General features: G+C 64.0%; 21 protein-coding genes and 1 pseudogene. 14 read left to right on the forward strand and 8 right to left on the reverse strand.

Going from position 1 to position 22,582, the window contains the following annotated elements; translation table 11 throughout:
• The first annotated feature begins 46 nt into the window (after positions 1-46).
• From AC3ANQ_RS03095 to AC3ANQ_RS03105, 3 genes and pseudogenes are all read left to right on the forward strand, one after another.
• Positions 47-825 (forward strand): annotated as a pseudogene (locus AC3ANQ_RS03095) (SDR family NAD(P)-dependent oxidoreductase).
• A 93-nt stretch (positions 826-918) separates the two neighbouring features.
• Positions 919-1,611, forward strand: coding sequence for a type IV toxin-antitoxin system AbiEi family antitoxin domain-containing protein (locus AC3ANQ_RS03100; protein WP_488303762.1), 693 nt, complete (start codon positions 919-921; stop codon positions 1,609-1,611).
• A 19-nt stretch (positions 1,612-1,630) separates the two neighbouring features.
• Positions 1,631-1,984 (forward strand): nucleotidyl transferase AbiEii/AbiGii toxin family protein, encoded by a 354-nt coding sequence (locus AC3ANQ_RS03105; RefSeq protein ID WP_488303763.1) that lies wholly within the window; start codon positions 1,631-1,633, stop codon positions 1,982-1,984.
• 78 nt (positions 1,985-2,062) lie between these two features.
• On the opposite strand, the gene AC3ANQ_RS03110 is transcribed toward AC3ANQ_RS03105, so the two are convergent.
• On the reverse strand, positions 2,063-2,314 hold the full coding sequence (locus AC3ANQ_RS03110) for a DUF2630 family protein (RefSeq protein ID WP_234753344.1): 252 nt from the start codon (positions 2,312-2,314) through the stop codon (positions 2,063-2,065).
• A gap of 204 nt (positions 2,315-2,518) precedes the next feature.
• Here AC3ANQ_RS03110 and AC3ANQ_RS03115 point away from each other — a divergent pair, with 204 nt between their 5' ends.
• Positions 2,519-3,088: a DnaJ family domain-containing protein gene (locus tag AC3ANQ_RS03115; RefSeq protein WP_488303764.1), complete on the forward strand. Its 570-nt coding sequence runs from the start codon at positions 2,519-2,521 to the stop codon at positions 3,086-3,088.
• A gap of 199 nt (positions 3,089-3,287) precedes the next feature.
• On the opposite strand, the gene AC3ANQ_RS03120 is transcribed toward AC3ANQ_RS03115, so the two are convergent.
• Complete coding sequence (locus AC3ANQ_RS03120) at positions 3,288-4,031, reverse strand: hypothetical protein (protein WP_488303765.1); 744 nt, start codon at positions 4,029-4,031, stop codon at positions 3,288-3,290.
• Positions 4,032-4,110: 79 nt separating this feature from the next.
• Here AC3ANQ_RS03120 and AC3ANQ_RS03125 point away from each other — a divergent pair, with 79 nt between their 5' ends.
• Positions 4,111-4,608, forward strand: coding sequence for a MarR family winged helix-turn-helix transcriptional regulator (locus AC3ANQ_RS03125; protein ID WP_488303766.1), 498 nt, complete (start codon positions 4,111-4,113; stop codon positions 4,606-4,608).
• A 118-nt stretch (positions 4,609-4,726) separates the two neighbouring features.
• Positions 4,727-5,029, forward strand: a complete 303-nt coding sequence (locus AC3ANQ_RS03130; protein ID WP_265978842.1) for a DUF4193 domain-containing protein — start codon at positions 4,727-4,729, stop codon at positions 5,027-5,029.
• A 40-nt stretch (positions 5,030-5,069) separates the two neighbouring features.
• Here AC3ANQ_RS03130 and AC3ANQ_RS03135 read toward each other — a convergent pair whose 3' ends face one another.
• Positions 5,070-6,575 (reverse strand): CYTH and CHAD domain-containing protein, encoded by a 1,506-nt coding sequence (locus tag AC3ANQ_RS03135; RefSeq protein ID WP_488303767.1) that lies wholly within the window; start codon positions 6,573-6,575, stop codon positions 5,070-5,072.
• A 448-nt stretch (positions 6,576-7,023) separates the two neighbouring features.
• Between AC3ANQ_RS03135 and AC3ANQ_RS03140 the strand changes: the two genes are divergently transcribed.
• A complete protein-coding gene (locus tag AC3ANQ_RS03140; protein ID WP_488303768.1) occupies positions 7,024-7,323 on the forward strand; it encodes a ribbon-helix-helix domain-containing protein in 300 nt (99 codons plus the stop codon).
• A gap of 80 nt (positions 7,324-7,403) precedes the next feature.
• Here AC3ANQ_RS03140 and AC3ANQ_RS03145 read toward each other — a convergent pair whose 3' ends face one another.
• The 3 genes from AC3ANQ_RS03145 to AC3ANQ_RS03155 form a co-directional block, all read right to left on the reverse strand.
• On the reverse strand, positions 7,404-7,745 hold the full coding sequence (locus AC3ANQ_RS03145; RefSeq protein WP_488303769.1) for a hypothetical protein: 342 nt from the start codon (positions 7,743-7,745) through the stop codon (positions 7,404-7,406).
• Between the two features lie 102 nt (positions 7,746-7,847).
• Positions 7,848-9,557 (reverse strand): alkaline phosphatase family protein, encoded by a 1,710-nt coding sequence (locus AC3ANQ_RS03150; RefSeq protein ID WP_488303770.1) that lies wholly within the window; start codon positions 9,555-9,557, stop codon positions 7,848-7,850.
• A gap of 213 nt (positions 9,558-9,770) precedes the next feature.
• Positions 9,771-11,951: a transglycosylase domain-containing protein gene (locus tag AC3ANQ_RS03155; protein ID WP_488303771.1), complete on the reverse strand. Its 2,181-nt coding sequence runs from the start codon at positions 11,949-11,951 to the stop codon at positions 9,771-9,773.
• A gap of 193 nt (positions 11,952-12,144) precedes the next feature.
• On the opposite strand from AC3ANQ_RS03155, the gene AC3ANQ_RS03160 reads away from it, so the two are divergent.
• The 4 genes from AC3ANQ_RS03160 to AC3ANQ_RS03175 all read left to right on the forward strand — a co-directional run bounded on the left by AC3ANQ_RS03160 (position 12,145) and on the right by AC3ANQ_RS03175 (position 16,198).
• Positions 12,145-12,429 (forward strand): hypothetical protein, encoded by a 285-nt coding sequence (locus tag AC3ANQ_RS03160; protein ID WP_488303772.1) that lies wholly within the window; start codon positions 12,145-12,147, stop codon positions 12,427-12,429.
• 242 nt (positions 12,430-12,671) lie between these two features.
• Positions 12,672-13,604: a threonine/serine dehydratase gene (locus AC3ANQ_RS03165; RefSeq protein WP_488303773.1), complete on the forward strand. Its 933-nt coding sequence runs from the start codon at positions 12,672-12,674 to the stop codon at positions 13,602-13,604.
• A 96-nt stretch (positions 13,605-13,700) separates the two neighbouring features.
• On the forward strand, positions 13,701-14,285 hold the full coding sequence (locus AC3ANQ_RS03170) for an adenylate kinase (RefSeq protein ID WP_488303774.1): 585 nt from the start codon (positions 13,701-13,703) through the stop codon (positions 14,283-14,285).
• A gap of 41 nt (positions 14,286-14,326) precedes the next feature.
• On the forward strand, positions 14,327-16,198 hold the full coding sequence (locus AC3ANQ_RS03175; RefSeq protein WP_488305247.1) for a glycoside hydrolase family 15 protein: 1,872 nt from the start codon (positions 14,327-14,329) through the stop codon (positions 16,196-16,198).
• Here the strand turns inward: AC3ANQ_RS03175 and AC3ANQ_RS03180 are convergent.
• Positions 16,178-18,775 carry a bifunctional lysylphosphatidylglycerol flippase/synthetase MprF gene (locus tag AC3ANQ_RS03180; RefSeq protein WP_488303775.1) on the reverse strand — a complete coding sequence of 866 codons (2,598 nt, stop codon included), beginning with the start codon at positions 18,773-18,775 and terminating at the stop codon, positions 16,178-16,180. The genes AC3ANQ_RS03175 and AC3ANQ_RS03180 overlap by 21 nt on opposite strands.
• 248 nt (positions 18,776-19,023) lie before the next feature.
• Here AC3ANQ_RS03180 and AC3ANQ_RS03185 point away from each other — a divergent pair, with 248 nt between their 5' ends.
• The 3 genes from AC3ANQ_RS03185 (at position 19,024) to AC3ANQ_RS03195 (ending at position 21,135) form a co-directional block, all read left to right on the forward strand.
• Positions 19,024-19,872 (forward strand): SGNH/GDSL hydrolase family protein, encoded by an 849-nt coding sequence (locus AC3ANQ_RS03185; protein ID WP_488303776.1) that lies wholly within the window; start codon positions 19,024-19,026, stop codon positions 19,870-19,872.
• A gap of 51 nt (positions 19,873-19,923) precedes the next feature.
• A complete protein-coding gene (locus AC3ANQ_RS03190; RefSeq protein ID WP_488303777.1) occupies positions 19,924-20,796 on the forward strand; it encodes an NAD-dependent epimerase/dehydratase family protein in 873 nt (290 codons plus the stop codon).
• A 93-nt stretch (positions 20,797-20,889) separates the two neighbouring features.
• Positions 20,890-21,135: a hypothetical protein gene (locus AC3ANQ_RS03195; RefSeq protein WP_268020377.1), complete on the forward strand. Its 246-nt coding sequence runs from the start codon at positions 20,890-20,892 to the stop codon at positions 21,133-21,135.
• On the opposite strand, the gene AC3ANQ_RS03200 is transcribed toward AC3ANQ_RS03195, so the two are convergent.
• The gene (locus tag AC3ANQ_RS03200) at positions 21,083-22,579 is read right to left on the reverse strand and encodes an AAA family ATPase (protein ID WP_488303778.1); all 1,497 of its coding nucleotides are present in this window, start codon (positions 22,577-22,579) and stop codon (positions 21,083-21,085) included. The two genes, AC3ANQ_RS03195 and AC3ANQ_RS03200, sit on opposite strands and share 53 nt — an antisense overlap.
• Positions 22,580-22,582 lie beyond the last annotated feature (3 nt).

Genomic DNA, 22,582 nt, shown 5'->3' on the forward strand with positions numbered 1-22,582 from the left:
TGTCATAAGGTGGGTATCACGCCACCAACACGTTCGGGAGGACACTATGGGCAACGAAGCTTCATGGCAGGAAGCCACAATCAACGGCCGCTTTGCCGCCAAGACCGTCATCGTGACGGGCGCGGGCTCGGGCATCGGCAAGGCCACGGCGCTGCGCGTCGCGAAAGAAGGTGGCCGGGTCATTGCCGCCGACATCAGCAAGGAGAGGCTGGACGCGTTGGTGGAGGAGAATGCGGGCCTGGACCTGGTGCCCGTGGCGGGCGACATCTCCACCGAGGAGACCGTTGCCGCGGTCGTGGTTGCCGCTGGGGGTCGCGTGGACGCCCTGGCCAACATCGCCGGCATCATGGACAACTTCGCCCCGATCCACGAGGTGGATGACGCCATGTGGGAGCGCGTGTTCCGGATCAACGTCACCGCCCTCATGCGCCTGACCCGCGCTGTGGTGCCGCTGATGCTCGACGCCGGCACGGGCTCCGTGGTCAATGTCGCCTCCGAGGCCGGGCTGCGAGGTTCCGCTGCCGGCGCCACCTACACGGCGTCGAAGCACGCCGTGTAGGCCTGACAAAGAACTCGGCGGTGATGTACGGGCCGAAGGGGCTCCGCTTCAATGCGGTTGCCCCCGGAGCCACCATCACCAACATCGAGGCAACGTGGGGATCCCAGTTGGCTGCAGAACGCCTCGGTCCGCTGATGCAGGCCACTGTTCCCACACCCGCGACGGCTGCGCAGTTGGCAGCGTCCATCTCCTTCCTGCTCAGCGACGACGGAACAAACGTCAACGGCGCCATCCTCGCCTCCGACGGCGGGTGGTCGGCGCTGTAGGGCGCGTCTCAATTGCCAGCGAGTGCCGCGGCGATCACATACTGCAAAAGTAACTCTGAAGTGTATTATTGCAGTAGTTGGAAGGAGTCTACCGTGGTTGCTTCGACTGATGTTGCGGATCTTGCCTCGGAGCAGTGGGGGATGATCACGACGGCACAGGCCCGCAGCCTGGGGTTCAGCGCGCAGGACATGGCGCGGATGGCCAACCAGGGCCGTCTGGAGCGCCTGCAGCACGGCGTTTATCGTGTCGCCGGCGCGCCGCCCACACCCCAGGACAGGCTGCGGGCGGCGTGGCTTGCCCTCGACCCGGCACGCACTGCCGCAGAACGACGCCGCGGTCCTGCACCCGCCATCGTCTCCCACCGTTCAGCCGCCGATATCCAGGGCCTCGGGGACACCGCAGCCGACGAGCTCGAGTTCACGGTACCGGCCAGGAAACAGCCCCGCGACCCGGACGTGAGGATCCACCGCCGAAACCTGGACAAGGACGACTGGATCCTCCTCGACGGGCTGCCCGTCGCCTCACCCCACAGGGTCGTGGCCGATCTCGCGGCCGAGCACGTGGACGGAGGCCACCTTGCCGGCATCCTCAGGAGCGCGATCATCCGTGGAAACACCGACGGCGCACGGCTTGCCCACGCGCTGGCGCCCTACGCACACCGTTACGGCGCCCCAGTGGGGGACGGTGAAGAAGCGCTTGTCCTTCTGCTGGAGCAGGCGGACATCCCCGAAGCCCTCCCCAGGCTCATTGCGCTTCCGGACCTCAAACAAGGACCCACGGCGTGACGGCGATCGGGCCGACAAAGTGTGCGCGATGTATGAACTCCACGGGCGGCAAGCGGCTGCCTCCACCAGGTACCGCGACCTCATCGATCTTGCCCTCATCGTCACCACCAGAAGCCTCGACGCCACACATCTCCGATCGGCACTCGAACTGGAACGCGAACGAAGAAGGATGGAGCTGCCCGCGAAGCTGGAGCAGCCGGGCCCTAACTGGATGGCCGGCTACGCGGCGATAGCCCGCAGGGAAAAAGCTGCCCGGAAATTCCGTGACATCGCAACTGCCCTTGCCCTTGTCAGCGCCTGCCTTAACCCCGTCCTTTCCGGCGAGAGGACGAGCGGGAAATGGCATCCCACGGATGGCTGGGCCGACCGCTAACGACGTACAGGGCGCGTCTTAAAGCAGGACGACGACGGCGGGAGCTGCCGCCGTCGTCGTCCTGCGTTCCTTACGGCTTCAGCCGGTGTAGCCCTCCACCTGTTTGGGGGGCCGTGGTTTGGCCTCGTTCGGGTTCTCCCCGTACTGTCTCTTGGCCCGCCGTTGCCTTAAGAGGTCCCAGCACTGATCCAAGTCCTGCTCAATGCGCTCCAGCCTTGCGCGGTCAGGAGCATGTGCGGGACCAGGCGGCGCCGCCTCTGCCTTTTCGCGGAGCTCCCGTTCTTCCTCGACGAGCGATTGGATGCGGTGGAGAATGCCCTGTTCGTCCATGGTGCCCCTCTTCCTGACGTAGCCGTTACCAGCCAGCGTAATGACGTGCACTGGGCGTGGCCAGAGGCGGCCTTTTCCAAGCGCCATCCCGCCAGTCTCCCGTTTGCGGAATACTTGGACTCAGATCCAGTGTTCCGCGAGTGAGGGCGGTGGGGAACCGTGAACGGCGAAAACAGTGCGTTCAAGCGCCGGCTGGAGCGAGCCATGGAACTGCGTACCGTGCGCGCTACTGGAATGACGGCCCAGGAAGAGGCCGAACTTCTCGCCGCCGAGGAAGAAGAGCGGCGGAAGCGCAAGAAGGTGGACGATGCCGCGCGGGTGGAATACCTGATCCGCGACGCCATGGCGCAAGGGAAGTTCGACAACCTGAAGTACTCAGGCAAGCCGATCCCTGGGTTGGGGGAGCGCTACGATCCCGATTGGTGGGTCAAAGGCCTCATCCAGCGCGAGCATCTCAGCGGCCTTGGCCCGAAGGCGATTCTGCTCCGCACCGAGGACGCCGGGTTGGATGCGAAGCTCGATGCCCTGTACTCGGAGAAGCAAGTGCGCGAGCTGGTGGAGGACTTCAACGCCCGCGTCATTGACGCGCGGCGCCAGCTTCAGGGCGGCCCGCCGGTGATCACGAAGCCGCGCGACGTCGACGTCGAGTTGGAACGCTGGCGCGAACGCCGGGCAGCGGCCGCTGAGGCTGCCGCCGCGGCGGAGCAGGATACTGCGAACCAGGAATCCGGCGCCAGGCGCCGTTGGTGGCGAAAAGTCTGGCACGGATCCTGATAAGGCCGGGACTCAGCGGTTCCGCCCGGTGTTGAACGCGGGCGTTCCCGCCAGCCGGCCCCGCTGTGGAACCCCTCGCTGGCCCACTCGGCCAGGGGTGCCGGGACCCGCCCTCCGCCTGCGGCATTGTTGACCGCGGAATCGAGCCGGCCGACGGTCCCGGATCTGGGCCAGCAAGGCAGGATGGGATCCGCCGTCGTCATGGCCTAGCCCGGTTGGGTTGAGGCGCGTGTGTGCGGGGTTCTTGGTTCGCGGCCGCCCGGGTGTGCGGCAGCAGGAAACCGGCAGCTACAAGCCACAGGAGGCCACCGAACCGCCCGATCGGCAGCAGGAACTGCAGGGGTTCGATCGCCATCGAAAGGAAGCTCAACTCGGACAGGGCAGCGATGACCAGGCCGGTCCAGGCCAGCCAGCGGGGCATGAAGCGCAAGATCAGGGCAGGGACGGCGATACCCGCCACCAGCAGTCCGATCCCGACGACGAAGCCCACCCCTCCGGTGATGAACGCAAGAAAAGCGAGTGCACGGGTGAGCGTGGCATCCGTGGTGATTTCGGGCCGGCTCAGCAGCCAGGTCACAGAACCCGAGAGCATGAGGAAGGTGGCTGCGCTGACGCCGCCGAAGAAACTTATGGCCGGTCCGGGAACGCGCACGCCGAGCCGAAGCTGCCGGGCGTAGACCGTGGCCGCGTAGATCCCCAACGGCACCGCTGAGCCGAACTGCAGCATGCCGCCGACGCGCGTCGCCGCAACGTTTTGTTGGAAGAATGCGGCAACCTGCCCTTCAGCCGCGAATGGCGAAACGAACGTTTGGCCGCTTGTGAGGATTGCGGACGTGATGAGGCTGGCGAGGAATATGCCCAAGCTGACCAGGGCAAGAACGCCCGGATGCGGACCGCCCGACCGGGCTGGACGGCCTTCCGCGGGAATCGACTGACTGCTCATGGCTGAACCTTTCGTAATTACATCACTACTGAAATAGTTCACCTATAGAATTGTTCTGTCAAGCATGTATTCTGAGTTCATGGATTCAGCCACACCCAGCCAGCCGAAACGGACGGCATTTCTCTTGTCGCAGCTTGGCGCCGTGGCGTCGTCCCGCTTTGCTGACCGCACGCGGGAGATCGGCCTCACGCCGAGCGACGCCGGCGTCATACGCCTGCTCGGGCGCTCGCCGGGGTTGAGCCAGCGTTCCCTCGCGGACAGGCTGGGTGCCGTCCCTAGCCGCGTGGTTTCACTCATTGATTCCCTCGAGGAGCGAGGGCTTGTGGAGAGAGTGCGCAGCAGCACGGACCGGCGGAACTATGAACTCCACCTCACGGAAGCAGGCAACCGGGTACTGCGTGAACTGCGCGGGATTGCGGAACAACATGAAGTGGAGGTCCTGGCCCCGCTGACCGGCGAGCAGATCGCGCAACTTGGCGAACTGCTCGCGCAGCTCGCAAATGGCCACGGGCTGGACAGGGACCTGCACCGTGACGTCGGACGGGATGTCCCTCGCAGCGCCGGGCGCGAGGCCTGACCGGCTAAAGTGGCAGCGATGCGCACGTACTGATTTCGTCCCATTGTGGGGAATAGCAGCCGCATGGTGTATGTTGCACATTCGCAAGTCAATACACAAGAGAAGAGAAAAACCCCTAGTGGCAACCGATTACGACGAACTCCGCTCCGACGTCGCGGAATCCCAAAGCACGTCCCTTCAGGCCCTGCAGTCTGCCAACGCCCCGGACGCCCGCAGCGTAGTACGGGAGCTGGACGAGGCCGATGCTTTCGAAGGCAACGAGGTGCCCGGCGGCGAATTCGTTGCCGAAGAACTGGTCATTGCGGTGATCCCGCAGAAGGAAGACGAGTTCACATGCTACTCGTGTTTCCTTGTCCGTCACCGCTCCCAGATTGCCCTTGAGAAGAACGGCCACGCCTACTGCGTAGAGTGCGAAGGCTAAGCCGCCGCCGCTCTGAGTCTCTGCCGCTCGGTCCCGCTCGTCACAGGGGATTCAAGCGATTCTTCTTGGCGACCTTTTCATAGCGGGCCTCGGCGTCTGTTGCTCGCTGCTCTTCGGCAGCGAGCAAGCGGCCAAGGGCCGAATTTTCCTCCAGCGGTCCATTGGCGTCACCTGCAAGGCGAAGCAGCACCGAGCGGGCCACAACACTGTCCTGGTGCTCTCCGAGGATTTTCTGGAGCTCCTGGGCGTCGCGGGCCAGCTTCACGGCGGGTTTCCGGTGCACGTCCTGTAGCGCTTCGGCTGCGTGGCGCAGCCGTTTGGCGTCTTTGCGGACCTGGTGCAACGCGGTGTCGTGTTCGACGCCGGTCTGCCGGGCCGCTGCCTTCTGGGACCGGCGCAGCCGCTTGATCGCCTTGCCGGCCAGCTTGGCCGTGACACGACGGGCCTTCTTTCCAGCACGTGGTCTTGTTGGAGGCTCGTCGCGGAACTTCTCCAGCTCCTCCAGGAGCCGGAAGTAGCGCTCCGTTCCAAGTGAGCGGAGTGTTTCGCGATATCCCGAGTTGAAAGCGGCCTCAAGCTCGTCCGTGATCTTGATGGCAGCCGGACTGGACAAGAGGACATCGGGTTGGTCATTCAGCAGTTCCCCGATCCGGTCCCGCAGCACTTCGGCATCGCGGGCCTTGCCCAGGACCGTGCTCAGCCATTTCAGTTCCGTCTTGGGCTGAGCCGTCGCGTCGGCTTCGAACAACCTGCCGTAAGCGGACAACACGGAGCGGAGCCGGCGGCAGGACGAGCGCATTTGGTGAACGGCGTCGTCGGCGCCTTGCCGGACTCCGGGATCCTGCGCAGTGATTTCAGCGATCTGCGCGGCGATGTAGGCAACCACTGCGTCCCCTGCGGAACCCTTCGGGCGGGCCTTTGGCGGTGCAGGCACCGCGGGAGGCCAAGCAGTCCCGAACGCACGGGCCAGTTTGGAAGGATGTCCTGAACGGGTGGCGCCGGCCTGCGACACGACGTGCTCGGCGCTCTCCAGGAGGGCTTCGTCGCCGTCGACAAGTTCGATTTCCCACTCCCGCCATTGCCTCTCCAGTTGCGCCGGGTGCAAGGTCTCGGCAGTCACGTAGTCATCCACGAACTCGGCCAAGGTCTTTTCCTCGCTTCCGTGCAGCCGGAGCAAGGTGCGGCGGGTATGGATCCGCGCCACCGGCCTAAGCTCATGGCCGCGCGTGAATACCAGGAGCTTCTCGGCCAGTTCCTCGGGAACGGTCTCAGGCTGTCCAAGCGGCGCATGGATCTCCACGCGGCTATCCTTGTCAGCCGGCAGCTTCAAATGCCAGCCGGAATCTGCGCCGCCGGTACGGCGCCGCAAGGTGATGCGATGCCGGGCGAGGATGAGGCCTTCCGTGTCGAAGTAAACGGCCTCAAGTTGATGATCGGCGGGGTCAGCGACCTGTTCGACGCCGGTAATATCCCCGAAAGCGGGAAGGGGCGTCTCGATGTCCGCGTCATACTTGCGTTCGGTTTCCACGAATTCCTGGGTCGACATGTCGCTTCCGCCCTTCTCGTCGCTGTGGCACCTATAGGCATCCTCCCACCGCCCCTCTTGCGGGGAAAGACTTGCGCTGGGGCCCGTGGTAGGCCTTGCGGGTGCGGCGATCCGGGAGAGAATTGTGGGCATGACGCTGCATCCGTCTCTAGACCGGAATCGGCTCAGGCCCTAAGATCACTCTGACGGCACCAGCCTTGCGCTGAGCGATGTCCGTCACGGTCTCACCCTTAAGTGTGAGCGCCGGGCCCGTTCCGCGACTCAAAAAGGTCTTGGGCGGGCCCGGTGGACCCCCGCTGGTCCGGCTAAGCGCGCCACGAGTCGGGCGCGGCGCCGTTGACTACTGGGCCTGTAGGGCGATTGAAGCGATAGTTACCGAGTAATTACTCGTAGATGGTGACGCCAACCCAACAACGGAGGATGCTTGATTGTTGGGAGGGAAAAAATCATGACACGGGATGTGACTCATTTCGAGCGCCTTTCGGCGTGGACCGAAAACGACATGAAGCCGGCCGCCGGCAAGCTTTTGCGTGGGGATGACATGCCTTCCAATGCTCGGGAAGGCAGCCGTCCCTCGCCCCTGGACTTCCAGATCCCTGAGGAACTGGACCGTGCCTTGGAGTCGGCTTCCCACACGCTCAGCCTTACGCCCAGCGAGATCTTGCGCGAGGCCCTGTCCGAATGGCTAGGCAGTCACGGACAGCCGGCCACAGGCCATCACCCGTTCGGGAAACACACCGCGCTCTGACGTGTGCCGGACTGCAGGTCATGGAGTCCCGGGGGCTGGGCGTCCGCGGCCAGCCCCCGGGTACGGAGCGCAAACTGGCCTTAGCCGCCGCAGTACTTGCCGTAGTTGGTCCCGGCGTTTTGGTAGTCGGCCTTCAGCTTGTCGAGCTTCGCGGAATCCGGGTTGTCTTTTGCGGACTCGTCCAGATAGTCCACGATTGCCTTCAGCGTGGGCTTCAGCTCATCCGAGGAAACGGCCACAATGGGGCGGATCTGGTTGGCGAACCGGATCATTCCGGTCTTGTCGGTGCTGTTCGTGGGGTTCGAGATGACGGTCTTGACCCGGCTGCACGTGTCCGCGGTGCTCAGCTGCTGCGGTGCGGAGCAGGCTGAAGCGGAGAGGAGGAGCCCGGCCGCGAGCAGGGTTGTGGTGATTTTCTTCATGGTTCCCTCAGTAGTTGCTGACGTTTGATTGTAAGCAGACCTCGCGTGGCGCCCAATGCGGATTCAGCGGCCGGACCCCTCCAATATTTGTTTTGCGCCGGATTAGCGCTGGGGGAGGACCTTGGTCCCTTCGATCTGAACGGCCTGCAGCTTGTTCGGATCCAGTCCAAGCGTCTTCAGGATGGTCGGCGCAATCTGCGTCGTCTCCACGGCGCTGGTCACTGTCCGGGCGTGTTCGTCATTGGCACCTGAGACCACCAGCGGCACGTCGCGGTCATCCGCGCTGGCTCCGCCGTGTTCGGCGATCTTGGACTTGCCGCCGGTGTAGACCACGCCGGTCTGGGCGATGCCCAGGATGTCCGGGTAACGGGAATCGCTGGTTTGGGTGCCGAAGTAGCCAGCTACCTCGCTGCCCGCGTAGATCCTGTTCAGCCCTGATCCGGTCACCGTCTTGGCGGCGCCGTGGATGTCATTGCCAGCGGCCGAGTGCGCTGCCAGGTAGTCCTTGGCGAACTGCGCTGCTGCCTGCGAGTGGTCCGAAAGCCATAGCTGCATGATGTCGTCGTCGGTGGAGAACGCCACCAGATCGGCGGAGCCGGGGTGCGCCGACTTCCATGCTGCGTTTAGGCCGTCGATGATTGCCCCGTCAGGCACCCTTGTCAGGGCTGCCGGGTCCATCGGCGACTGTCCGTGCTTGGCTGAGAGGATCACGGCGGTGTCCTTTGCGTGGCCCGAAGCGGCCAGCGCGGATTCGAGCTTGCCCACCGAAGCGTTGACGAAGTCAAGCGCCTTGCTCAGGAGCGGGCCTGGAACGACGCCGCCCTGGACGTAACCCCCGGTGAGGCCGTCCGACGTCGGGAGCTTCTGTGCCGTTGAGACGGACTGGAAGTTCATCCCGAAGATGGCCGGTACGGCGGCCGCCTTGGTGCCCGAATGGTCCTTGCCGCCGATTTCGTTGAGCACTGCCTGGACCTTGTAGCCGTCGTACTGCTGGGTCGCGGCGTTGTCCTTGGTCCAGTCGCCGATAAAGGGAGCGGGGGCAATACTGTTGATTTCGGGGGTGAACAGGTCGTCCACGCCCTTGCCGGAGGGGCCGTTCAGGATTTCGTAGGCCGGGTGCTTGTCCGACCAAGCCGTGGTCAGGCCAGCGGTTTTTGCCACTTCGAAAACGGTGTTGACCTTCAAATACTGGTGCGGGTAGACCGGCTTGCAGCTCGCCGGGTCAACCGGGAGGGCTGCCGGGTCAAGGAGTGCGCCGGGCTGTCCCGTCATGTTCAGGATGCCGGCCGGAAGTCCAGGCAGGCCCTGGCCGGCGTCGAGGGCGTTCTGGTTCTTGTCTGCGGCCTCGGTGAATGCCACTTCGGCGCCGGGCGCGGTGTTCTTGCAGTCAGTTGTGCCCGCAGGCAGCAGCGTCCTGTTGAAAGTGTCGTCATAGTAGACGCCGGTGGTTCCGGGATTGCCGCCAGTGAGCTGGCCGACCATGCCGGGAAAGGAGTCCGAGGGCACCGGGGTCTCGGCGTGCGTATAGCTGGTGCCGTGATTGACGAGCGACGCAAGGGCCGACGTCGGGTGGTTCTTCACGTACAAATCCAGGTCCTTCTGGTGGAGGCCGTCCACCGAAAGCAGCAGGACATGCTTTGAGGTTTCGCCCTGGCCGTCTTGGCCTTTGTTCCCATCGGATCCCTGCTGGTCCTGGGCGTCCTGGCCGCGGGAAGCATCGTCGGCCACCGCCGGCACCATTGCGGATCCGGCCATCAGCACCGCCCCTAGAACCGCTGCCGCGGCAAGCCCGTTTTTCTTGGTTGTCTTCATGAGAATAAGACCCTTCGCTATGCGTTGCTCGTCGACTGAAAGTGAGTCCCCGGTCGATTCTTGCCGCGCGGAAGGGTGCCCGTCCCGCGGTTTCGCGTCACCGCTGAAACGTTCATGACAGGTTCAATCAGAAGTAGCCGAACTCTTCCGGAACTCACAGGAAAAACCGCGTACCCCCGGGGTGACCGGGGGTACGCGCGTTTTAGTTGAAGCTCACGGGGAAGGAGAAGGAGAAGGCGTCGGCGTCCCCACCATCGACGCGGGCGGCGCCGGGAAGGCGGCCGTCGGGTAGAGCCCTGCCACTTGTGTCATGTAGTTGGCCCACTGCGGGCCAGCCAGCATGTAGCCGTCGACGGCGGTGTAGAACTTGCCGTTGATGGTCACGTTCTGTCCCGCCCGGCTCTGTCCCGCCATAGTGTCGCCGAAGAAGGACGCCGTGGCGAGCCCTGTGGTGAACCCGACTACCCAGGTGGCGCCGTTGCTATTGTTGGTTCCCGTTTTCGCGGCGGTGGGGAACCGGTCCTGGACTTTGGGTTGGATGTAAACGCCGGAGCCACGTTTGAGGACGTCCTGGAGGACCGCGTCGACGCCACGGGCAACCTCGCGCTTGATGGCGTCCCGGCAGGAACTGGCCTGGGCCGGCAGTCTTGCACCGGCTGGGTCCACCACACTCACAAGGGCGATCGGCGCGCAGTACTTGCCATCGTTGGCGAAGGTGGCAAAGGCGTTGGCCAGCACAAGGGGAGCTACTTCGGTGCCGCCCAGGAGGTTGCCCAACTGGTGCATGTTCACGGGGGCGTTGTCCACGCCGCTGTGGAGACCCACAGCATCCACCACTCTCTGGATACCGCAAAAGTCCAGTTGCGATGCCTCAGCAAAAGTTGCGGTGTTGATGGAGTTGTAGAGCCCGTAGTTGACCGGCATAGGGCGGTAGTATCCCTCATCGTTGTTGCGGAGATCGTCCGCTGTACCAAGGCCGGCGATCTTCTGGGCCGTGCTGTAGCCGCCCAGCACCTTTCCGCAGCTGTCTTTCCAGGGGAATCCGAGCGGATAGGTGCGCCGCGAGGCGTCCACCGTCGTCGTCATGGATTTGCCTTCGTTGAGCCACTCCGTGAAAGTGAACGGTTTCATCGCGGAACCTGGCTGGAACCCGCCGGCACCGTTCAGGTCATTGCCGTTGGCATCTTTGGAATCGACGTTGAAGTTCAGCTGGGTATCGAACTTCCCGGGTTCGGGGAGGAACACCGTGTTCTGTGCCATGGCCAGGATCTTGCCCGTGCCGGGCTGTACCGACACCAAGGAGGCGCCCCATTTGTCCGGGTTTGCCCCAGCCGTGGCGTTGACCTGCTCCTGCGCCACGGCCTGTAGCCGGCTGTCCAGCGTTGTGGTGATGGTCAAGCCGCCGCGGTATAGAAGCTGTTCCCGGTCCGCGAGGCCGGCACCGTATGCCGAGTTGTTGAGGATCAGGTGGGAGATGTAGTCGCAGAAGTAGGGCGCCATGTCCGCGGCGGCACAGCCCTGCTTCGCAGGCGTGATGGTGAGCTTGATGGGGGTGCCGAGGGCGGCAAGGTACTCTGCCTGCTGGATCTTGTGCTGCGCGAGCATGTCGGCGAGCACGAGGTTGCGGCGTTGGATGGAGTTGTCCGGATGGACGGAGGGGTCGAAGTAGCTGGGACTGTTGACCAGGCCGGCGAGCAGGGCCGCCTGTGGAAGGCTGAGGTCCTTGGCGGAGACGCTGAAGAAATGCCGCGCTGCGGCTTCGATGCCGTACGCGTCCCGGTTGAAGAACACGATGTTCAGGTAGCCCTCAAGGATCTGGTCTTTCGTGAATTTCTTCTCCAGTTCAACGGCGACCTTCATCTCGCGCAGCTTGTCACCGAGGGTTTTCTGCCCGCTAAGCACAACCTCCTGGGTCTTGCCTGCCGCCAAGCGGGACTCGTTGAGGACGTTCGTCACGTACTGCTGGGTCAAGGTGGACGCGCCCTCCTTGGTGCCCTTGGTCAGGTTGGACGCTAATGCCCGGAGAATCCCTTGGGGGTCAACACCGCCGTGCTCGTAGAAGCGGCTGTCCTCGACCGCGACAATCGCGTCCTTGATGTAGGGGGACATCTGGTCGAGCGTGACCCTCACCCGGTTCTCCGCATAGAAGGTGGCGATTGTCTTTCCATCGGCACTGAGAACTTTGGTGGACTGCGACGGCGCATTGACCACCAGATCACCCGGAAGATTGTCGAAGTATTGGATCGAACCGCTGACGGCCATACCGGCAGACGCCACGGCCGGGACCACCAGACCGGCGGCGAGAACGCCGCAAACGGCGCTCACCACCAAGAATCCGAAGACCCTCCACAGGGTCGCGGCCACACCCTTTTTTGGGTTGTTCTTCGACGCCATTTTTCCAGCTATCAACCGTGCGTGATTCAAGACTACGCCGCCAATCCACGCGTCAACTAGGCCCCCAAATCCGTGGCGACACGGGCAACACGGTTATGTTCGTCACTTCGCCCGTGTGCTGGCGGGAATCGGCCTTTTGCCGGATGCATACTGATGATGTTCGGGTGCGTGATGGAAGGCAGGTGGGCAGCCGGTGGAGACTTTGACGGCCGTTGTGAGGAGCGAGTATTTTCCGGCGGGAGCGGTGCTCGTGGGCGTGGTTTTGTTCTGGACGATCGGGTTGCTTGGCGGATTGTCCTGGTTGAGCGGAGGGCAGCCGCCCCTGGCCATCCTGACGTGGATGATCTTCATCTACGGTGTTGTGGTGCTTTCTCCCCTCGCAGGAATCTGGGCTGCAGTGGACCTTTCCCGCCGCTGGTGGCGGAACCGCCAGGCGCGCCAACAGGAGCCCGGAACGGCCGACGTCGAGTCCTTCTAATCCCCACCGCCACCCTCGCCTCGCAAGCTCGGCCAGGGAACCCTGGCGGCGTGGGCCCAAACCGCCACCCTCGCCTCGCAAGTCCCCACCGGCTCCCAGCCTTCGCAAGCTCAGGCAGGGGCCCTCGCCGGTGTGGCCCCACGGCCAGGGAACCCTGGCGGCGTGGGCCCAGGCGATAGCCTGAGGCTAGGCCCTGCCTGAAACCTGCCCAGGATCTGCCCGATCGGAACGAGGACTTCCCCATGATCACACGCGTCGACGTCGATGAAGCGGCTGCCCGGATTGCCGGGAGGATCCGCCGCACTCCCGTTTTCGAAGCAGACGCGGGGACGGTGCCTGGGCGACTCTGGTTCAAATGCGAGTTCATGCAGCACACGGGCACGTTCAAGGCGAGAGGCGCCTTCAACCGCGTCCTGGCCAGCCGGGAGCGTGGCGAGCTGAAGGACGAGGTGGGAATCGTCGTCGCTTCAGGAGGCAATGCCGGGCTGGCGAATGCCTATGCCGCAGCCCAGCTTGGTGTGCCCGCAACGGTTTTTGTTCCAGAGACCGCACCAGCCGTGAAGGTCAAGAAGCTCAAGGCCAGCGGCGCCACGGTGGTCCAGCGCGGGACCGAGTACGCGGAAGCGTTTGAAGCTGCATTGGCCTACGCCGAGGAAACCGGCGCCGTCTACTGCCACGCATACGACCAAGCCGAAATCGCCGCTGGGGCAGGCACCGTGGGTTCGGAGCTCCTGGAACAGCTGGGCGAAATAGACACCGTTGTGGTGGCCGTTGGAGGCGGCGGGCTCATGGCGGGAATCGCGGCCGCCGTCGAAGGACAAGCCCGGGTTGTTGGCGTCGAGCCGGACAACGCGCCTACCCTCCATTCGGCCCTGGCCGCGGGGACGCCGGTTGACGTCGCCGTTTCCGGGATCGCCGCGGATTCACTCGGGGCCCGGCAGATCGGCCGGATCGGCTTCGAGGTGGCCGTCCGCACGGGCGTCCGGACGGTCCTGGTGTCCGACGACGACATCGCCGCCGCGCGCTCGCTCCTCTGGGAGCAGTACAGGATCGTCGTGGAACACGGCGCGGCCGCCGCTTTCGCTGCCCTGAACTCGGGAGCCTACGCCCCTGCAGAAGGGGAACGCGTGGCTGTGATCCTTTGCGGTGCCAACACCGACCCCGCCACGGTCTGAAGCGGCCTGCCCCGGACCTGCCGCGAGCGCTCCGAAGTTGCTAAGCTCTTGCCCAAATGCCGGGGCACCCAAACCGCTTCACGAACGGACAGTGACATGACGCGATTGATCATCATCGGCCCTCCCGGCTCGGGCAAGGGTACCCAGGCTGAATACATCGCCAGGCATTTCGGTATTCCTGCGATTTCCACCGGAGATATTTTCCGCGCCCATGTGGGAGACAAGACCGAACTTGGGGCGGAAGCCAGCAAGTACATGGACAGCGGCGAATTCGTTCCGGATCACGTGACCAATGCCATGGTCCAGCAGCGGCTTGGCAACACCGATGTCCAGTCAGGGTTCCTCCTGGACGGCTACCCCCGCAACACAGCGCAAATAGAGGCACTCGATGGCATTCTGGCCAGCAACCAGCAGCAGCTTGATGCGGTCGTCGAGCTGACAGTCGACGACGACGAACTTGTGGAGCGAATGCTTCGCAGGGCGCAAGAGGAGGGCCGCAGCGATGACACGGCGCCGGTGATCCGCCGTCGTCTGGAGCTCTACCGGGACGAGACCCAGGCCGTGGTTGCGCGGTACTCCGAGCGCGGAATCGTGCTCGCCGTGGATGGTTCCGGCCAGCGGGAAGAGATCACGGCCAAAGCCATAGCCGCCATTCAATCAGTGCTAGGGAAGGACCTGTGAACGGTCAACCGAATACCGGCCAACGGATCGAAGACTATGCAATGATTGGGGACCTGCACACGGCAGCCCTGGTCAGCAGGGCAGGCTCCATCGACTGGTTGTGCCTTCCACGTTTCGATTCGCCTGCGTGTTTCGCCGCGCTCTTGGATTCTCCCAAGGCGGGGCGCTGGCTCCTGGCTCCAGAATCCGGGGGCACGTGCACGCGACGCCAGTACAGGGACGGCACCCTCATCCTGGAGACGGACTGGGAAACCGAGGAAGGGCACGTGCGGGTCATCGACTTCATGCCCCCGCGCGACTCCGTTGCGGACATCGTCCGGATAGTTGAAGGTATTCGCGGCTCGGTCAAGATGCGCGGCGAGCTAATCCTGCGATTCGACTACGGACACGTGGTGCCCTGGGTCCGCCGCGACAGGCACGGCCTCCGCGCGGTTGCCGGTCCGGACTCTGTCTACCTCAAGACCCCGGCGCCGCTGAAGGGCAAGGACTTCACCACGGTCAGCGAGTTCACGGTGAACGCCGGTGACCACGTCCCCTTCGTCCTGACCTGGGCGCCTAGCCACGAACGGCGCCCACGCTCTGTCGAGGCAGATATCGCCCTCGATGACACCGCCGCATTCTGGACGGATTGGTCCAGGCGTTGTACGGTCCGGGGACCATACCGGAAAGCCGTTCAGCGTTCCCTGATCACGCTAAAGGCCCTCACGTATGCGCCGACCGGGGGCATTGTTGCCGCCGCCACCACCTCGCTCCCCGAACAGATTGGCGGGCCGCGGAACTGGGACTACCGCTATTGCTGGCTGCGTGATGCCACGTTGACCCTTCAAGCCTTCCTGGCCGCGGGCTATACCGAGGAGGCCGCCGCGTGGCGGGATTGGCTCCTGCGCGCTGTGGCAGGCGACCCTGCCGACCTTCAGATCATGTACAGCTTGCACGGTCGCCGAAGATTGACTGAGTCGGAGCTGACGTGGCTTTCGGGGTATCAGGGCTCGACGCCGGTGCGAATCGGGAACGCGGCGGCAGAGCAACTCCAGCTGGACGTTTGGGGGGAGGTGCTGGACTGCCTGTCCCTGACCCGCGCATCTCTGCTGGCCATCGGCGATGAGTCCTGGGACGTCCAGACTGCGTTGATGCGCCATCTTGAGAGCATCTGGGACCAGCCGGACAACGGACTCTGGGAAGTGCGCGGCCCGCGGCGCCACTTCGTGCACTCTAAAGTGATGGCCTGGGTCGCGGCTGACCGCATGGTCCGGGGAATCCGCGAATCCGGGATGCCGGGCCCGTTAGATCGCTGGGAGGCTTTGCGGGACACCATCCATGACGAAGTCATGACCCACGGATTCGACGCCGAACGCAACACTTTCGTCCAGTCCTACGGGAGCAAAGAGCTGGATGCCAGCCTTCTCCTGATCCCCAAAGTGGGCTTCCTGCCCCACGACGATCCGCGTGTGATCGGCACCATTGACGCCATCCAGCGCGAGCTGACGGAAGACGGCTTTGTGCTGCGCTACCGTCCGCAAGAGAGCGACGACGGATTGCCGGGTGGCGAGGGAGTCTTCCTCGCGTGCTCCTTCTGGATGGTGGACGCGCTTTTGGGCGCCGGGCGCCGCGAGGAAGCCACGGAACTCTTTGAGCGGCTCCTGGCGTTGCGCAACGATGTGGGGCTGCTGAGCGAAGAATGGGACGCACACGCTGGCCGACAACTGGGCAATATGCCCCAGGCTTTCAGCCATTTCGGCTTGGTGCTCAGCGCCTTGCAACTGCACCACGGCAAAGCGCACCGCAGCAACGCCCCGATAGGCGGGGCACCGCCGTCGGGATCCGCTGCAGTGTCTTTGGAAGCGCCGTCCGCAGAGGCGCCGTCGGCGGTTTCGGGGACGTCGACGGCGGCCCTAGGGACGGCGTCGAGCTGACGTTCTGGAGCGTTTAGGCCGGCGGAAGATCCGGCTGGCCAAGGCCAGCCCCGCTCCGAGGTTGATCATGGGCAGGTAAGCCCGTGCGACTGCGGTTCCAACGGCGGGCAACGAAGCGGCGTCGGGGTAGAGCATGTAAAGGGGTTCGTACCTAGGCTGGAACTTTGCCTTGAAGGCCAAGAGGGATCTGAACCCGTACACCGGTTCCAAAGTCGCGCCCAACCAATCGAGCAACCGGTCAAGGCTGCCGGGAGGCCGGGATCGCGGCCTGGGGCGTGGAATTTCGGAAGAATCCTCAGCGATCCGTGCCAAAGGTGCTCCAGAGAGGCTGAGGAATTCGCATCCTTCATCCTTGAGGCTGAGTGCCGCGGAAGCGATGAGGAATTCGATGCTGGCACGGAAGCCGTTGCTGCGGCGCCGCATGAAATCCAAAGTCCAGCCCACGATGTGTCCGTTGCGGTACACAGGCAGCCAAGACGTGACGGCGTGAACGGTGTGGCGCTGGTCAATCGCGAGCAAACAGCGTACGTCCGGGTCATCGAGCTCGTCCAGGCTGCCCAGGGTAAAGCCCATTTCGGGCATGTTCCTGTCCGCTACCCATTCTTCGGAGATTTCCTCGATCTGGATCTGGACGGAGAAAGGAGCAGAGTCGTAGCTCGTCCACTCGTAGTGGACGCCCTCCTTCGCTGCGCTGTTCAGGGCTGTGCGGATGTCCTGGAACTTCTTTCCCTTGAAGGAAATCGAATGCAACGGCAGGACCGTTTCCTGGGCTACCTGGGCGGAGCTCCAACCGGAAGAGTCCGCATGATCGCGCAGTTCCTGGGGCACCGAGTAGAAACACGGCGTCCACCCATTGCCCCTGCAGTGGCGGGCAAATTCTGCAAAGGCGGCGCCCATCTCGGATTTGGGTCCCACGGGGCCACCAAGCGTGAGCGCAACTCCCGTGCTGACCCGGTACGCCACAAAGGACTGTCCTGAAGCGGAGAACCAATACGTGTTTCCGGGCCAGGTAGTCATCCAGGACAGCGAGCTGCCTTCCCACGTCTTGATGATCTTCCGCGCCCGCTCGGTACTCGCGTCGTGCCGGGTGTGGGTCTGGTGAAGGAAAGTCTTGAATATCAGGACACCCGCAATGGCCCAAAAGACGACTCCGACGCCCTCGTAGACGAGAACGGCGGCTGTGCCCTGGGGGAAGAAAGCCGGAGGCAGGTCCAGCACGAAGCCCAACGGAAGGAAGCGGTCGGGGATATCCGCAAGTAGATCCGGCAATCCCGGAACAGGGGAGAAATCCTGGGCGAGGAGGAGCCCCGCACCCACGTAGACCACACTGAGCACAGCCGCCATGACAAGAACTTGGACAGCAAGGCGCTTGTAGGTTCCAGTCGGCGCCGTGACGTGGAACAGCCGCCGGGTGGCGAGCAGGACTATGGTCAGCGCCAGAGGCAGGAGCAGCGGCAGGGCCAGGGCGAGCGGCTGCGAGGAGCTTGACCCTTCGATCGCGGCGATCCCCTCGCTTGCCCCGGTGTCCGAGGTAGTTGGCTGCAGGACTCCGGCGATCGCAATTCCAGCCAGGACGGACAGGGCCAGCTGGATCAGCAGGGTCCCCGCCCATGCAAATCGCCGTCCGCGACGAAGGCCGTCTGCGAGCAACAGGAGGAGGAACGACGGGAGGATGGCCATAAAGATCCCGCCGGCCCCGGCGCGCAACTGCAGCTGTGCGACGGCACAGTCCTTCGCCTGCGCGGGATCCGCGCAGAGGGCTTGGAGCGCTTGGGAGTCTACCGGCTGGATGTTGGTGAACAGAAAGCGCAGGATGGACAACGGCCCCACGGCATGCGGGACGAGGCCGGCGACCACCGGGCCGATCGCCGAGGCGGCAACGAGCAGAGAGAGCAGCACACGGCCCTCGTGCCGGGTGCTGACCGGCCGTCCGAATCGCGGCCGGCGTCCCAGCAACAGCGGGCCAAGAACCGTGCCTACCGCAGCGGCACCGAGCCTCACGAGATCCGCGAACCCTCCGCTGTACAGGGCCAGGAGTAGCAATAGGGCGAAGACGGCCAGCCGGATGCGGCGCCTCCAAAGCGTTGCCATGGAAGCAGTCGCCGCCATGGCCGCGCCGGTGATGAAAGCACTCGGACCCATGAAGAGGTGACTGCCCAACTCCTGCGTCCAGCTTCCCAGCAAGCCTTGGGCCAGGCCTAGGAATCCAAGGGAAACTCCAACGCCCAGAATCTGGCTGGAGACCGCCGCGGTTGCGTATGCCCGCCATCCCATTCGCCGCTCCAAAGGCACCCCGAGCAGGAGCACCAGGACGGTTCCAAGCACATACTCTGTCAGGTCCCTCGCCCAAAAGGCGGAGGCCAAGACGGCCCACCAGTGATCTGGAACAGAGTGCGGCGTCGCCGCGACGTGGAGCCGCAATTGCGCATTCGGTCCGGTGGCAAGGCTCGAAGTCAACGCGCCCAATCCCCAGAAAACGATGACAAAACCCAACGTGAGCCGTGCGGAGCGCAGTCTTCCAGCCCACGATGGCCGCGCTGGGACGTCGGGGAAGGGCTCGGTTCCCGGCTCGTGCACGGGGTTCCTTTCAACGCACCAGAAGGATTGGGGGCGAAATGAAATTCTTCCACACCAGCCGTCCTGCGAGGATAGGTCCCACTTCGCCGTGACCTTCCCCGTCCCGATCCAATAGACTCCGACGTAGGCAGGCCGTCGGATTGATTCCGCTCCCGACGAATAGCCGACAAGTATCAAGGGACCGTTGTTTTCCACGCTTGGGCCAGCAGAGTTCATAACCAACAGAAAGCAAGCTCGGGACAAGGACGATGCACAAATCTCGCATAATCCGCTTCGCTGCACGCGTAATGGCCGCTGGCGTGGTCTTGGCCGGCTGTGCGCAGGCGCCGGCCGAGTCGACCCCGTCGGCCAGCGGGAAGCAGGCAGCGGCGCCCATCGCGCCCTCCGGGAGTCCGGCGGCAGCGGCTGAAGGTCCCAAGAAATCCGATTCCCCACAGGATCCGTCAAAGCTTCCCGTCGGGTCCCTGTACAAGAATCCAAGCAATGACCGCAACGAAATCATCCTCGCGGACATCCGGCATACGGCTGTCCTCATTGGTGATTCCCAGTCTGAGCCGATGGGCTCATGGCCGCGGGTGGCCTTGGGCTCCCTTGGCTACAAGGTGTATTCCGTGGCCAGGGGCGGTACCGGATATGTGGCTGCCACGAATGCCAGTGGCAACTACATCGACGCGCTCCAACGCGGAGATTGGGTGCTGCCTTATGGGACGCCGCCGCTGATCGTGCTCGAAGGCGGAGGCAACGACGCCTCACACAACGCTAGCGATGGGCAAATCACGGCCAACGCCAACAGGCTCCTCGCAGCCCTCAAAAAGAGATACCCACAGGCGAAGATTGCGATGATTGGAACCCTTGCCAGAGGTTCCAGCGCCGGCGGGGGTCGCCGCACCCAGGTTGACGCGCTGCTGGGCGACATCGCGGCCAAGGCCGGAGCTCCGTTCTTCAGCGTCGGCGACTGGATCACCAAATACAAGGTCGCCGGGGACCTGGTGGATGGCGTGCACCTGAACGCCGCAGGGCATGCCAAGCTCGGCGGGGTACTGGCCGCCGACATGGCCGAAGCCGGACTTCGCCTGCAGCCGGACCCGGCCAGCTGACCTTCCCACGAAAAGCAGCTCGCCAACACGTTCCAACCAGAGGAGTGTTTCATGAGAATTGCAGTAACCGGAGGAAGTGGAAAACTGGGCAAGAGCGTGGTCCGCAGGCTGACCACAGACGGTCACGAGGTGATGAACCTGGACCGGGCCGGCGGCAGGGAGCGCGGAACAGTCACAGTGGACCTTCGCAACTACGGGCAGGTTGTGGACGTGATCCTTGGCCTGGATGACCGCCACGAAGGATTCGACGCGATCGTCCACCTTGCAGCGATCCCGGCACCAGGACTGTTTCCGGACGCCGCAACGTTCGAAAACAATATGCTCTCCACCTACAACGTGTTTCAAGCAGCCAGGAGGGCAGGGATCAAGAAGATCGTCTACGCCTCCAGCGAGACAGTGCTGGGGCTGCCGTTCGACGTTGCTCCTCCCTACATCCCAGTGGACGAGGAATATCCGGCACGGCCGGAAAGCACCTATTCGCTGGTGAAGCACCTCGAAGAACAGATGGCCATCGAACTCACACGCTGGGATCCCGAGCTGAGCATCGTGGGCTTACGGTTTTCCAACGTCATGAACCCGGAGGACTACGAAGCCTTCCCGTCGTATGAGGCCGACGCCAAGCTTCGTAAGTGGAACCTCTGGGCATACATTGACGGGCGCGACGGCGCGCAGGCAGTGGCACGCGCTTTGGAGAACGGCAAGCCGGGTTTCGAGGCGTTCATCATTGCGGCGGCGGACTCTGTCATGGGCCGCTCAAGCGCCAGCCTGGCCGCCGAAGTCTTCCCGCAGGTCACCGTGACCAAGGACCTGGGAGAACACGAAACCATGCTGTCCATCGACAAGGCCAGGCGCCTCCTGGGTTTCTCCCCGGAGCACAGTTGGCGGGACTACCACTCGAACCGGACCACGCCCACGGAAGACTAGCCCGCCGCAGCCGGAAGCCGCCGCCGTCGGGCTCCGCTGTCTGGAGATGGCCGGGGTCTGGCAGAACTCCGTGCACCGGAGAACAATTGATTCATGGTCAGCTATTCAGCCCTTGAACAAGCGTCCAGCAAGAATCCGCATGACTGGGGCCGGGCGATGGCAACGGCTATGACAAAGCTCCTGGATGCGGCTCGCATTGATGGACGGCATTTTGAACATGAGTTCCTCTATGGCGAGGAACTGCGCATGAGGATCGACGAGATCAACGGCGGAGCCACCGTGAAACTCACGTGGACGCCGATGGACCAGGAAACTGAAGAGGAGAAATCCTCGGCCTGAGTGCTCCGGTCGGCTCGGGACCGGCCGGGCCAGGAAATCCGCCCGGGCCCGGGCCGGGGCCGCCAGGACCTCCGTTGCTGCCGAGCAGGCTCCGCGTCAGGGCCTCGCTGTCGGCCATGAGCTGTTCCACCGCGAAGCCTAGGTGCGCGTCGCCGGGGGTCTCGTCCGCCAGCGCTGCCGCGACCACCGCGCGTCGGATCAGTTCCTTGGCGAACGACGCCGTGGTGCCGGCAGTGCGGGCCGCTGCGGTTTCGATCGACGAGGGGGAGAACGGGAGTCCGTTCGAATACAGCCTCAGCAGTTCCACCCGTTCGCGCTTGGAGGGAAGCGGTATTTCCACCGCAAGGTCCACGCGTCCGGGCCGTTGGGCGAGGGCCCGCTCCAACAGGTCCACGCGGTTGGTCGTCAGTACGAACGCGACGTCGGCGTCGTTGTCCAGCCCGTCCATGGCGTCGAGCACCTCGAAAAGCAGCGGCTTGGGTCCATGTCCGAAGCTGCGGTCCTCGGCGATCAGATCGCAGTCCTCCAACACCACGATCGACGGAGCCAACGCCCGCGCGATCTTGGCTGCCTCCGAAATCCTGGCGAGTGACCCGCCGGAGAGGAGCACCGCCGTCGTACCCTCGCTTTGGCTCAGCAGGTACCGGACGGTGTGTGTTTTGCCTGTGCCCAGTGGCCCGTAGAGCAGGAGGCCGCGCTTGAGGTGCTGTCCGTGTGCCGCCAGGATGTCCGCTTGCCGGGCAATGCCAAGGGTGTGGCCCTCCACCTTGTCGAGAAGACCATCGGGAAGGACCACGTCACCGCTGGTGAGCTCCGGGCGCCTGATAAAGGTCACGCCACTGATGCTCGGCCCATAGTCGCTGACAGCCAGGGCGATGATCTGGCCCTTGAAAACGCTTTGATGCTCCATTTCCCGCCGCACCTCGGCCAGCAGCTGGGAAGCGACGGCAGGGTGGCTGGCCAGGACTTCAAGTGAGGCAAATTGCCGGCCGCGGTCCATCTTGGCCCCGCGCTGGAGCACCGCAACGGGCGAACCGGCGTAGCCGAAGAGCCGAAGACCAAGCGCGACGGCCTGACGCTGTTGGTCCGGGCCGGTGGCCAAGTTGGAGTAGTCCGGTTGGGCGAGCGGGAAGCGCGGGTAGCTGCGGGATTGCTGCAGCATGTCGCTGAAGGACATGTGGTGGCGCTGATCGCCGCCCCCGATGCCCACCAGCCGGTAGTCCGGATCGCGGCCGGCCAACCCCTCCATGACGATGTCCACATCCACCAAGCGATGCGGCGGGATATCCTCCGTCACCACGGAAAGCTCATGGGCGGGCACGGCAAGGTGCCCGGTCAACGCCTGCAGTAGCTGCTCGCCGCCCTCGGCATGGTCCAAACCAGACTGGGCCAAACGTGTCAGTGTTCCGAAGTCTTCGATGAATTTCCCCAATTTTTCATCCATGGT

This window comes from Arthrobacter sp. DMZ02-1R, from assembly GCF_057747935.1.

Excerpts from the sequence above, each read along its gene's own strand:
- AC3ANQ_RS03165 (WP_488303773.1), top strand. The coding sequence starts at position 12,672 with ATGATCACACGCGTCGACGTCGATGAAGCGGCTGCCCGGATTGCCGGG.
- AC3ANQ_RS03175 (WP_488305247.1), top strand. The coding sequence starts at position 14,327 with ATGATTGGGGACCTGCACACGGCAGCCCTGGTCAGCAGGGCAGGCTCC.
- AC3ANQ_RS03125 (WP_488303766.1), top strand. The coding sequence starts at position 4,111 with ATGGATTCAGCCACACCCAGCCAGCCGAAACGGACGGCATTTCTCTTG.
- AC3ANQ_RS03115 (WP_488303764.1), top strand. The coding sequence starts at position 2,519 with ATGGAACTGCGTACCGTGCGCGCTACTGGAATGACGGCCCAGGAAGAG.
- AC3ANQ_RS03200 (WP_488303778.1), bottom strand. The coding sequence starts at position 22,579 with ATGGATGAAAAATTGGGGAAATTCATCGAAGACTTCGGAACACTGACA.
- AC3ANQ_RS03195 (WP_268020377.1), top strand. The coding sequence starts at position 20,890 with ATGGTCAGCTATTCAGCCCTTGAACAAGCGTCCAGCAAGAATCCGCAT.
- AC3ANQ_RS03145 (WP_488303769.1), bottom strand. The coding sequence starts at position 7,745 with ATGAAGAAAATCACCACAACCCTGCTCGCGGCCGGGCTCCTCCTCTCC.
- AC3ANQ_RS03155 (WP_488303771.1), bottom strand. The coding sequence starts at position 11,951 with ATGGCGTCGAAGAACAACCCAAAAAAGGGTGTGGCCGCGACCCTGTGG.
- AC3ANQ_RS03140 (WP_488303768.1), top strand. The coding sequence starts at position 7,024 with ATGACACGGGATGTGACTCATTTCGAGCGCCTTTCGGCGTGGACCGAA.
- AC3ANQ_RS03110 (WP_234753344.1), bottom strand. The coding sequence starts at position 2,314 with ATGGACGAACAGGGCATTCTCCACCGCATCCAATCGCTCGTCGAGGAA.
- AC3ANQ_RS03170 (WP_488303774.1), top strand. The coding sequence starts at position 13,701 with ATGACGCGATTGATCATCATCGGCCCTCCCGGCTCGGGCAAGGGTACC.
- AC3ANQ_RS03120 (WP_488303765.1), bottom strand. The coding sequence starts at position 4,031 with ATGAGCAGTCAGTCGATTCCCGCGGAAGGCCGTCCAGCCCGGTCGGGC.
- AC3ANQ_RS03150 (WP_488303770.1), bottom strand. The coding sequence starts at position 9,557 with ATGAAGACAACCAAGAAAAACGGGCTTGCCGCGGCAGCGGTTCTAGGG.
- AC3ANQ_RS03185 (WP_488303776.1), top strand. The coding sequence starts at position 19,024 with ATGCACAAATCTCGCATAATCCGCTTCGCTGCACGCGTAATGGCCGCT.
- AC3ANQ_RS03135 (WP_488303767.1), bottom strand. The coding sequence starts at position 6,575 with ATGTCGACCCAGGAATTCGTGGAAACCGAACGCAAGTATGACGCGGAC.
- AC3ANQ_RS03190 (WP_488303777.1), top strand. The coding sequence starts at position 19,924 with ATGAGAATTGCAGTAACCGGAGGAAGTGGAAAACTGGGCAAGAGCGTG.